Annotated in this window: 10 protein-coding genes and 2 tRNA genes; 4 read left to right on the forward strand and 8 right to left on the reverse strand. The window is 66.0% G+C overall.

Annotated elements, in window-relative coordinates; genetic code table 11:
• A partial coding sequence (locus DBR20_RS07035) for a DUF3011 domain-containing protein (RefSeq protein WP_146186966.1) occupies nucleotides 1-216 on the forward strand: 216 nt, incomplete at its 5' end.
• A gap of 174 nt (nucleotides 217-390) precedes the next feature.
• Nucleotides 391-594 carry a hypothetical protein gene (locus DBR20_RS07040; protein ID WP_032978640.1) on the forward strand — a complete coding sequence of 68 codons (204 nt, stop codon included), beginning with the start codon at nucleotides 391-393 and terminating at the stop codon, nucleotides 592-594.
• Nucleotides 595-834: 240 nt separating this feature from the next.
• On the opposite strand, the gene dxs is transcribed toward DBR20_RS07040, so the two are convergent.
• From dxs to DBR20_RS07080, 8 genes are all read right to left on the reverse strand, one after another.
• A complete protein-coding gene (gene dxs / locus DBR20_RS07045; RefSeq protein WP_108265699.1) occupies nucleotides 835-2,742 on the reverse strand; it encodes a 1-deoxy-D-xylulose-5-phosphate synthase in 1,908 nt (635 codons plus the stop codon).
• A gap of 105 nt (nucleotides 2,743-2,847) precedes the next feature.
• Complete coding sequence (locus DBR20_RS07050) at nucleotides 2,848-3,513, reverse strand: HNH endonuclease (protein ID WP_025876340.1); 666 nt, start codon at nucleotides 3,511-3,513, stop codon at nucleotides 2,848-2,850.
• A gap of 458 nt (nucleotides 3,514-3,971) precedes the next feature.
• Nucleotides 3,972-5,762, reverse strand: coding sequence for an acyl-CoA dehydrogenase C-terminal domain-containing protein (locus tag DBR20_RS07055; protein ID WP_108265678.1), 1,791 nt, complete (start codon nucleotides 5,760-5,762; stop codon nucleotides 3,972-3,974).
• A gap of 65 nt (nucleotides 5,763-5,827) precedes the next feature.
• Complete coding sequence (locus DBR20_RS07060) at nucleotides 5,828-6,304, reverse strand: LEA type 2 family protein (RefSeq protein WP_108265679.1); 477 nt, start codon at nucleotides 6,302-6,304, stop codon at nucleotides 5,828-5,830.
• 163 nt (nucleotides 6,305-6,467) lie between these two features.
• A complete protein-coding gene (locus DBR20_RS07065) occupies nucleotides 6,468-7,019 on the reverse strand; it encodes a lipocalin family protein (protein WP_108265680.1) in 552 nt (183 codons plus the stop codon).
• 100 nt (nucleotides 7,020-7,119) lie between these two features.
• The gene (locus tag DBR20_RS07070; protein ID WP_108265681.1) at nucleotides 7,120-7,695 is read right to left on the reverse strand and encodes a hypothetical protein; all 576 of its coding nucleotides are present in this window, start codon (nucleotides 7,693-7,695) and stop codon (nucleotides 7,120-7,122) included.
• A 101-nt stretch (nucleotides 7,696-7,796) separates the two neighbouring features.
• Nucleotides 7,797-7,872: transfer RNA gene (locus DBR20_RS07075), tRNA-Phe, on the reverse strand.
• 42 nt (nucleotides 7,873-7,914) lie between these two features.
• Nucleotides 7,915-7,990: transfer RNA gene (locus tag DBR20_RS07080), tRNA-Phe, on the reverse strand.
• 336 nt (nucleotides 7,991-8,326) lie between these two features.
• Here DBR20_RS07080 and DBR20_RS07085 point away from each other — a divergent pair.
• Together DBR20_RS07085 and DBR20_RS07090 are read left to right on the forward strand one after the other, a co-directional pair.
• A complete protein-coding gene (locus DBR20_RS07085) occupies nucleotides 8,327-9,346 on the forward strand; it encodes an NADP-dependent oxidoreductase (protein ID WP_108265682.1) in 1,020 nt (339 codons plus the stop codon).
• 141 nt (nucleotides 9,347-9,487) lie between these two features.
• A partial coding sequence (locus DBR20_RS07090; RefSeq protein ID WP_219927798.1) for an MFS transporter occupies nucleotides 9,488-10,067 on the forward strand: 580 nt, incomplete at its 3' end.

Raw genomic sequence — 10,067 nt, forward strand, 5'->3', positions numbered from 1 at the left:
GGCTGGGGCGGAAGCCAGTGGGGTGGCGGCGGCCAGGTGATTGCCTGCCATTCCAATGACCGGCGCCAGCAGTACTGTGATGCGCAGGTTCGTCGCGGCGTGCGTCTGGTGCGGCAGGAATCGCGCAGTGCCTGCATCGAAGGCCAGAGCTGGGGCTGGGACCGCCGTGGCATCTGGGTCAGCAACGGCTGCAGGGCCCAGTTCCAGGTGAACTGAGCGGCTGACGCGATCGGCTCAAGATCAGAGAAATCTGATAGCGATCACACTTCTTTCCTCGTATTGTCGACCCCCGGGACGCCTTGCGCGTCCCGGTTCGCACTGGCCATCCCTGTCGCGCCTGGTGCGGTCATTCTCTCGTCGTCGATACGCTGTTCAAGGAGTGAGCAACGCATGTTGATCCGACTGCAATGTGAGCAGCGCCAATGGCGCGTGCTGCACCCGGACAAGCCGGAACCGATCGAGTTCCGCGATGGCGTCCGTGCCTTCGATTTCGCCGAAACCCTGGCCCGCCTGCATTTCACTGATACCGGCCAGCGTGCGTCGGTGCGGGTGGAGTCCAGCGGGGCATTCGTCGAAGCGATCAGCTACGGCTGACAGCGCCGTTCGCCGGCAGGGTCTGCGGCATCCACGCATGGCGTGGATCTACTTTGCGCCACCAGCACCTTGGTAGATCCACGCCATGCGTGGATGTATTTCTGGGCCACCAGCACCCTGGTAGATCCACGCCATGCGTGGATGTATTTCTGCGCCATCAGGACCTTGGTAGATCCACGCCATGCGTGGATGAGGGGCCTGAGGAGCCACGCATGACGTGGCCCATACCTCCGCGGTTTCTCAGCCCGCCGCGCTCAGCGGCGGGTTACCGGCTGCCAGTTGCGGCCAGCGCTTGAGCAGGGCAGCACGGATGCCAGCGGCATCGATGCCTGCCTCGGCCAGCAGGTCCTCGCGGCTGGCGTGATGCTGGAAGGCATCCGGCAGGCCCAGGTGCAGGATCGGACGCAGCACGTCCTCGGCATTGAGCAGTTCGGCCACGGCCGAACCGGCGCCGCCCGCCACCACGTTGTCTTCGATCGTCACCAGTGCCTCGTGCTGGTTGGCCATGGCCAGTACCAGCTCGCGATCCAGTGGCTTGATGAAACGCATGTTGACCACGCTCAGGCCCAGTTCGCGACCCACCTGTTCGGCGGCGGCGACGGTGCTGCCGAAGGCGAGCAGGGCGACACGGTTGCCCTGCAGGCGCAGCTCGCCCTTGCCGATCGGCAGGGTCGACAGATCGCTGCCGGCATCCACGCCGGTACCGCTGCCGCGCGGGTAGCGCACCGCAGCCGGGCCGGGGTGCTGCAGGCCGGTGCTGAGCATCTGCCGGCACTCGGCCTCGTTGGACGGGGCCATCACCACCATGTTCGGCACGCAGCGCAGGAAGCTGAGGTCCAGGTTGCCGGCATGGGTTGCACCATCCGGGCCGACGACGCCGGCGCGATCGATCGCGAACAGGACATCCAGATCCTGGATGGCCACGTCATGCACCAACTGGTCGTACGCGCGCTGCAGGAAGGTGGAATAGATCGCCACCACCGGCTTGCCGCCCTGGGTAGCCATGCCTGCGGCCAGGGTCACCGCGTGCTGCTCTGCGATGGCCACGTCGAAGTAACGCTGCGGATATTCCCTGCTGAAGCGCACCAGGCCCGAGCCTTCGCGCATCGCCGGGGTGATGCCATACAGGCGCGGCTCGGCCGCGGCGGCGTCACACAGCCAGTCGCCAAACACGTCGGTGTAGGTGGGCTTCTTCGCGCCGGTCTTGGCCACCAAGCCCTTGTCAGGATCGAACGGGCCCACCGCGTGGTAACCGATCTGATCGCCTTCGGCCGGCTCGTAACCCTTGCCCTTGGTGGTCATGACATGCAGCAGCTTCGGGCCCTTGGAGGCACGCAGCGTCTTCAGCGCGGACAGCAGCGCCGGCAGGTCATGGCCGTCGATCGGGCCGGTGTAATGGAAGCCCATCTCCTCGAACATCGTGGACGGCACGAACATGCCCTTCCAGTGTTCTTCCCAGCGCTTCACGAAACGGGCGGGGTTGTTCTTCTTGTCGCCGAGGATCTTCTTGCCGCCTTCGCGCAGCGCATTGAGCGTGCGGCTGCCGGTGGCGCGGCCGAGCATCTTGGTCAGCCCGCCCACCGCCTCGGAGATCGACATGTTGTTGTCGTTGAGGATCACCAGCAGGTTCGGTTCCGGTTCCATGCCGCCGGCGTGCATCAGCGCTTCGAACGCCATGCCGGCGGTCATCGCGCCGTCGCCGATCACGGCCACGACCTTGCGATCGTCGCCTTCCGTCTGGCGCGCGATGGCCATGCCCAGCGCTGCCGAGATCGAGGTCGAGGAGTGGCCGACACCGAAGGTGTCGTATTCGCTTTCCTCGCGCTTGGGGAACGGCGCGACGCCATCCTTCTGCTTGACAGTGTGGATCTCGTCGCGGCGACCGGTAAGGATCTTGTGCGGATACGTCTGGTGGCCGACGTCCCAGACCAGCTGGTCGACCGGGGTCTGGTACAGGTAGTGCAGGGCCACGGTGAGCTCGATCACGCCCAGGCCGGCGGCGAAATGGCCGCCGCTTTTGCCAACCGATTCGATCAGGTAGGCACGCAGTTCATCGGCAACCGCCGTCAGTTCGGATTCGTCGAACGTGCGCAGGTCATCCGGTGTCTGGATGCGCGCGAGGCGGGGATAGCGGGCAGAGTCGATCATCATGTTCGCACTTGTTCTGAACGCCCATTTTCGCCCTCAAACGGGGGTGGGGCAAGCAAACGCCGCCGTCCGTGACAGGACGGTGAGGGTTGCAATTTCAGGTGTTCAGGTGCAGAGCTTGGAACGCTTGGGCAGCTGGGCCCTCAGGAACGCCATCTGGTCGGCCAGGATGTTGCGGTTGGACAGGATCAGGTGCTCGATCCAGCTCGGCCGGTAGGGCACCGCCAGCAGTGGCATGCCGGCCTGTTGCGGGGTGCGGTCGCTCTTGCGCGAATTGCAGTGGAAGCAAGCTGTGACGACGTTTTCCCAGGTATCCAGGCCGCCTTTGGACAAGGGCATGACGTGGTCGCGGGTCAGGGTAGGGCGTCCGAACTGCTGTCCGCAGTAAAGACAGAGATGGGCGTCGCGGGCGAACAGGGCCGGGTTGGTCAGGTTCGGTGTCGGGTCCAGCGCGCGTGAGCGGGCGTGGCCGCGCGCGGCGATGATCGGGTGCAGGTCCATCCCGCTCTGCATGCCACTGCGACGATTTGTCCCACCGTGGATGTGCAGGCAGGGGTCACCGAGCGTCCAGGCGACGGCATCGCGGGCGTAGAGGCAGGCGGCGTCCTGCCAGGTGATCCAGTCCAGGACTCGTCCGTGACCATCAAGTGAGAGCAACCGGACCGTGCCGGGGCGATGCAGCGTCGTGGCGTTGGGCGATGCTTCGGCGCCCGGAGCAGAAAACGGAGCTCCGGCTTCGATCAGACCCAAGCGTGTAGTGTCTGTCTCCATCGGGAAAACAGCTTATACCTGAATGTTGACGATTTGTGTATCGCCCAGCGGGCGATACACAAATCGTCAACATTCAGGTCCGCGCATTCCGCATCCCAGCCCGCCGATGGCGGGTTGGGATGCCCACGCATCCCTCCTATCCCCGCGCCGTCGGCGCGCCCCCTTAACAAAAGGGGGGCTTTTCTCCAGATGGATTTCGGTGATTTCTGGATCTACGTGTCGACCAAGGTCGACACCTACCAACAGCCGCGGGGAGTTGTCGAAGGCGGGGTGGGTCCGGTTGCGGGGGCGTGAGCGCCATGGATGGCGCGACCGAGGCTACAGGGACGTACTTGCGCCGTCCCCCGCAATTGGACCCACCCCGCCATCCCGCAGGAAACCAGCTGTTGCTGTTGCTCCAGCTGTTGCAGTTGCCGGCCAGCGGCCGGCACTACCGCGGGTGCCGGCTGCGGCCCGGCTCAGGCGCCGAAGCGTTCGTCGTCCATTGCCATCAGCGGTGCGGCACCCGCCTGGATGGCGGCGGCGTGGCTGAGGGTGCGCGGCAGCACGCGGGCAAAGTAGAAACGTGCGGTCTCGCGCTTGCCTTGGGCGAATGCTGCGCCGTGCGCGCTGGCATCGGCGGCGGCAACGCTGCGGGCCCACCAGTAGGCCAGCACCACATAACCCGAATAGAACAGGTAGTCGTAGCTGGCTGCACCCAGTTCGTCCGGGTTGGCGGCCGAACGCTGCAGCACGTCCATCGTCAGCTTGCCCCACTCGGCGGCCTTGGCGCGCAGCGGGCCGATGAACTCGGCCAGGCTTGCGTTGCCTTCATTCGCCTTGGCGAACGCTTCGATCTCGGCCAGCATCAGCTTCAGGCCGGCGCCCTGGCTGGACGCGGTCTTGCGGCCGATCAAGTCCAGCGCCTGGATGCCGGTGGTGCCTTCATACAGCGTGGTGATGCGGGCATCGCGGGCCAGCTGTTCCATGCCGTGCTCACGGATGTAGCCGTGGCCACCGAAGCACTGCAGGGCGTTGTAGGTGTTCTCGATGCCCCATTCGGTCTGGCAGGCCTTCGAGATCGGGGTCAGGAAGCTCACCAGGGTGTCGGCGCGCTCGCGTTCGCCGGCATCTTCTGCATGGTGGGCGACGTCGATCAGGGTGGCGGCATGCAGGGCCAGCAGGCGGCTGCCTTCCACCAGCGACTTGATGGTCAGCAGCATGCGACGCACGTCCGGATGCACCAGGATCGGGTCGGCCGGCTTTTCCGGGAACTTGGCGCCGCTGAGCGAACGCGACTGCAGGCGCTCGCGGCTGTACTTCAGCGCGTTCTGGTAGGCGCGTTCGGACAGGCCGATGCCCTGCAGGCCGACACCCAGCCGTGCAGTGTTCATCATGGTGAACATCGCCTGCAGGCCCTTGTGCGGCTGGCCGACCAGGTAGCCCTGCGCGCCATCGAAATTCATCACGCAGGTGACCGAGCCCTTGATGCCCATCTTGTGCTCGATGGAGCCGCAGCGCAGCGCGTTGCGCTCACCGACGTTGCCGTCGCGGTCGACCTTGAACTTCGGGGTGACGAACAGCGAGATGCCCTTGGCGCCCGGCGGCGCGTCGGGCAGCTTGGCCAGCACCAGATGCACGATGTTGCCGGTCAGGTCGTGCTCGCCGGCGGTGATGAAGATCTTGGTGCCGGTGATCGAATAGCTGCCATCGGCGTTCGGCTCGGCCTTGGTCTTGAGCAGGCCCAGGTCGGTGCCGCAATGCGGCTCGGTCAGGCACATGGTGCCGGTCCAGCGGCCTTCGATCAGCGGCTTCAGGAAGGCCTCGTGCTGCCAGGCTTCGCCGTGCTGCTTCAGCGCTTCGATGGCGCCGTGCGACAGCAGCGGGAAGTTGCCCCAGGCCAGGTTGGCGGCGTTGATCATTTCATTGAGCGGCACGCCCAGCGTGTGCGGCAGGCCCTGACCGCCCAGTTCCGGCGACGCGGTCAGGCCGGTCCAGCCGCCGTCGACGAACTGATCGTAGGCCTGCTTGAAGCCGGGTGGGGTGGTTACTTCGCCGCTGGCCTGGTCGAGCACGCAGCCGATCTCGTCACCCACGCTGTTGAGCGGGGCCAGTACGCTGGCGCTGAAGCGGCCGGCTTCTTCCAGCACGGCATCGACTACATCGGCGGTGGCGTCGGTGAAGCCAAGACGGGCGAACAGCGGCTCGACCTTCAGCACATCGTGCAGGCCGAAACGAAGGTCGGAAAGCGGGGCGGTGTAGCTGCTCATCGGTGCGTCTCGATTTGATCAGTAACAGGGGGAGCGGCGCGATGCGTCGCGGCGGAAAGCGGAGATCAGCGCAGCACGCCGGGCAGGCCCGGGGCCTGGTTCAGCGTGCTGCGGCTGTTGATATCGAAGGTGCGCTGCTTCTTTTCCTGCGGCGTGGCCGACACCGTGCCCTTCAGGCTGTAGGCGAGGGTGCGGTTGCTGGCCAGTGCGTCGGCGATCACCAGGCGTGCGGCCGGGCTGGGCTTGAAGTTCACGTTGATGACATCGGCGGAAACGCCGCCGATGGAGATGCCCGGCTTGGCGGATAGGGGGCCGGCTTCGGTGTCGCCGATGGTCAAGACCAGCGCGACATCGTCGAAGCTCATCGGCATCGAACTGTAGTTCTGAAGACGCAGGGCGACGGTCCAGTCGCCATTGGCCTGCACGGTCAGCTGCTGCAGGCTCGCGGCCGGTTCCGAAACACGCTTGACGATGCCATCGCCGCAAGCGACCAGGGCCAGGGTGCACAGGACGATCAAGACGGTACGGAAGCGGTGGAGCATGGGCGCAGGTCCTCTGAAGGCGGTGCGTGGGGTAAGCATACTACGGCGTATGGTGGAATGGGTCGCCTGCGGCGACCGGCCACAGAGGGTAGCGCGTGAAGATGCACGCGAGGCGTGCGCGATGCCGGATTGCGGACGTAGCGTGCCCCGGTTGGGCGGCGCCTCAATCGGCGGGGGTGTCGCGCAGGGGCGCCATCATGCGCAGCGGTGCGAGGTCGTAGCCCATCGCTTCGGCCTTTGCCTTGAGCCGGTCGAACAGGGCGCGGTCCATCTCCGGCAGCCGCGCGAGGATCCACAGATACTTGTGGCCGGGTTCACCGACCATCGCCCACTGGTAGTCGGGGTCCAGCGCGATCACCCAGTAGTCGGCCCAGACCAGGGGCACCCAGCTCAGCCAGTCGGGAACGAAGCGCACCTGCAGCTGGCCGGGCTGTCCCGCAACGGGCCGCGCCACGCCTTCGGCGACAACCCGCTCGCCATCACCGTTGCGGCAGGCATTGGTGACGCTGATGCGACCATCGCGGCGCAGCCCGTAGTTGGCGGTGATCTCGCCCACGCACTGCTTCTGGAACGACACCGGCAGATGTGCGATCTCGTGCCACTGCCCGGCGTAGCGATCGATGTCCAATTCACTGACGGCGCGCACGGGCTCGGCAGCGAGTGCCGGTGCGGCGAAAAGCAGCAGGCAGGCGAGCAGGGCAGGGCGCAGATGCATGGGTCGGCTCCGGGCAGGAGGATTGGAGCTTAGGCCAGCGGCGGCATGCCGGTGTAAAAGTTCCATGCGGCGCCGGATCGTGCCTGCCGCCGGCGGTCAGCTACAGGTCGAAGGCGCGTTGGCTGCGCTCGTCGCCATCGTAGGTAAGGGTACGTGTGTGCAACGTACCGTTGGACATGTCCCATCTGAAAGTGTCCATGCCGCCGCCGCCGGTGCCCTTCGAATGCAGGCGCACCACGCCACGGGTGAGGTTGTCGGTCAGCAGCAGCTGGGCCGAGCCATCGGCGTCCACGCGCAGCCCGGCGCGGTCGCGCCAACGGGCGTCCCCCATGCCCAGCGGGGCGTCCAGGGCGAGAGCAGTGCTGCCGTCTTCAAAGGTACTCAGGCCGCCGCGCTCGACACCACTGCGGTCGAAGATGAGCAGGCCCGCGGCGCGGTTGAGTCGGTCGTCGTCGTCCGCATCCTGGCCGATCTGCACACGTACCACGCCGCGATCGTCCAGCACCTGCAGCCTTTGCGTGCTGATGCTGTCGGCATGCAGCGGGGCGTTCCGTTGCAGCAGCCGCCAGCCAGTCATGCCTGCGAGCACCAGAAGCAGGGTGGCCAATGCGGCAACCAGGTACTGCAGACGGCGCAGTGACTGCTGCAGGCGGGGCAGGGCCAGGGTGTCGTCCATGTCATCAGTGCTCCATGCAGTGAACCGTGGACGGTACTACAGTGCCAGCGACAATGAATGTGCCCAAAAAAAAGACCTGCATTTCTGCAGGTCTTTGAACATGGTGGCCGAGGACGGAATCGAACCGCCGACACGGGGATTTTCAATCCCCTGCTCTACCAACTGAGCTACTCGGCCATGTAGAAAAAAAAGACCCGCATTTCTGCAGGTCTTCGAAAGTGGTGGCCGAGGACGGAATCGAACCGCCGACACGGGGATTTTCAATCCCCTGCTCTACCAACTGAGCTACTCGGCCACTTGTTTCGTTGCAGCGATGTCGCTGCCGAGGACGCGCATATTACGGACGTAGGACAGGTTCGGCAAGCGTTTTGGAAAAAAACCTTCACATTGGTGTCTGCGGCAGGCGGAAGGCACTGCAAGTGGTTGATCCTGCGTTGAGCCGGCCTGATGGGAATGCCGGACGCGGAAAACAGCGGCCCGCCGCTGACGCCAAAGCTGACGGGGCAAGCGATGCGGCGGCGGAGTGGGGAAGGTGCCGATGGAACGCTGTTTTCACGGCGCCCACGAGGGCACGGCGCGGCGTACTGTCGCGGTTCCCTCCCCGACGCTGCCCGCAGCAGAGCCATTGGACATGTCCGATTCAACCACCCGCATCGTGCTTGCCTCGCGTCCGCAAGGTGCGCCGGTCGCCGCCAATTTCCGCCTCGAACAGGCGCCGCTTCCGGCGCTGGCGCCCGGCCAGGTGCTGCTGCGCAACCGTTACCTGTCGCTGGATCCGTACATGCGCGGACGCATGGACGATGGCCCGTCATACGCCCCGCCCGTGGCCGTGGATGCAGTGATGGAAGGCCAGACCGTCGCCGAAGTACTGCAGTCGCAGGCGCCTGGCCTGGCGGTGGGCGACCTGGTGCTGGCCCCTGGCTGCTGGCAGACCCATGCCGTGGTGGCGGGCGACGCGATCAGCCGGCGGCTGGATCCGGCGGGGCTGCCGCTGAGCACGGCGCTGGGCGTGTACGGCATGCCGGGGTTCACCGCGTACTCCAGTCTGATCGAAATAGGCAAACTGCAACCCGGTGAGACCCTGGTGGTGGCGGCTGCCAGTGGCCCGGTCGGTGCCACCGTGGCGCAGCTGGCCAAGCTGCAGGGTGCGCGCGTGGTCGCCATCGCCGGTGGCGAGGTCAAGCGTGCGTACCTGGAAACACTGGGTGTGGACGTGGCGCTGGACCATCGCGCCTCCGATTTTGCAGCGCAGCTGCGTGCTGCCGTACCGGATGGCATCGACGTGTATTTCGAGAACGTGGGCGGGCATGTGCTCGACGCCGTGCTGCCGCTGCTCAATGATTTCGCGCGCATTCCGGTGTGCGGCACCATCGCCACCTACAACGCCCGCGGCGTCGCGCAGCCTGGGCCGGATCGGCTGCCGGCGCTGTTCAGCCAGATCCTGCGCCAGCGGCTGACCGTGCGTGGCTTCATCGTCCACGACTTCAAGCATCTGTGGCCGGATTTCGAGCGCGACATGCCGCAGTGGCTGCGCGATGGGCGCATCCAGTACCGCGAAGACGTCGTGCAGGGGCTTGAGAATGCGCCGGAAGCCTTCTTTGGCCTGCTGCAGGGGCGCAACTTCGGCAAGCTGGTGGTGAAGCTGGATTGAGCCCCAGCGCTCACCTGGCCGGCTGGCGCGAAGGTGCCACCGGCCGCTGAGGTACCTCGGCGGAATGTGTCATCGGCGCGCCATCTGTGCCCCCGACACTGCCGTACCCGGCGGTGATCCATGGAGAGAAGGCGGATGGAAATGGCGCCGCCCCTCCTTGCCGGCGGACAGCCCGGCGTGGATCGTGCCTACGCGGCCGCGCACTTCGGCAAGAGCCTGTTCTGGCAGGCCGGCGAACTGCTGCTCGCTTTCTTCCTCACCGAGGCTGCGGGGCTGCCGCCCATCGCGATGGGCGCGGTGATCGCCATCAGCCTGCTGGCCAGCGCCGGCAGTGATCTGCTGGTGGGCCAGTTGTGGCGACATACCCTGGCTTCGGTCAGCGGTGCCGCGCGATTGCAGTGGCAGGGGGCATGGGTGGCCGCATTGGCCTTGGTCGGCCTGTTTTCCACGGCGCATTTACCGCTCGACGCGAGGTTGCCGTTCGCGTTGGCGATGGCGCTCCTGTTCCGTATCAGTTACAGCGTCTACGACACGCCACAGAACGTGCTGCTTGGCCTGGCCACCGTCGATGCTGCAGCGCGCAGCCGTATTGCGGCCATGCGGGTGGCGGTAAGCAGCCTGGCAGGGTTGTGCCTGGCATTGGCGATCGTGCCGCTGCTGCAGGCGCAGGGGCACGATGAGCGGGCGATGCGTTTCATGCTGCTGACCCTGCTGCTGGCGG

Source organism: Stenotrophomonas sp. HMWF023, from assembly GCF_003060985.1.
Lineage (GTDB): Bacteria > Pseudomonadota > Gammaproteobacteria > Xanthomonadales > Xanthomonadaceae > Stenotrophomonas > Stenotrophomonas lactitubi.

What these genes read in the sequence shown, in the direction of transcription:
- DBR20_RS07040 (WP_032978640.1), top strand. Translation starts at nt 391, where the DNA reads ATGTTGATCCGACTGCAATGTGAGCAGCGCCAATGGCGCGTGCTGCAC.
- dxs (WP_108265699.1), bottom strand. Translation starts at nt 2,742, where the DNA reads ATGATCGACTCTGCCCGCTATCCCCGCCTCGCGCGCATCCAGACACCG.
- DBR20_RS07050 (WP_025876340.1), bottom strand. Translation starts at nt 3,513, where the DNA reads ATGGAGACAGACACTACACGCTTGGGTCTGATCGAAGCCGGAGCTCCG.
- DBR20_RS07055 (WP_108265678.1), bottom strand. Translation starts at nt 5,762, where the DNA reads ATGAGCAGCTACACCGCCCCGCTTTCCGACCTTCGTTTCGGCCTGCAC.
- DBR20_RS07060 (WP_108265679.1), bottom strand. Translation starts at nt 6,304, where the DNA reads ATGCTCCACCGCTTCCGTACCGTCTTGATCGTCCTGTGCACCCTGGCC.
- DBR20_RS07065 (WP_108265680.1), bottom strand. Translation starts at nt 7,019, where the DNA reads ATGCATCTGCGCCCTGCCCTGCTCGCCTGCCTGCTGCTTTTCGCCGCA.
- DBR20_RS07070 (WP_108265681.1), bottom strand. Translation starts at nt 7,695, where the DNA reads ATGGACGACACCCTGGCCCTGCCCCGCCTGCAGCAGTCACTGCGCCGT.
- DBR20_RS07085 (WP_108265682.1), top strand. Translation starts at nt 8,327, where the DNA reads ATGTCCGATTCAACCACCCGCATCGTGCTTGCCTCGCGTCCGCAAGGT.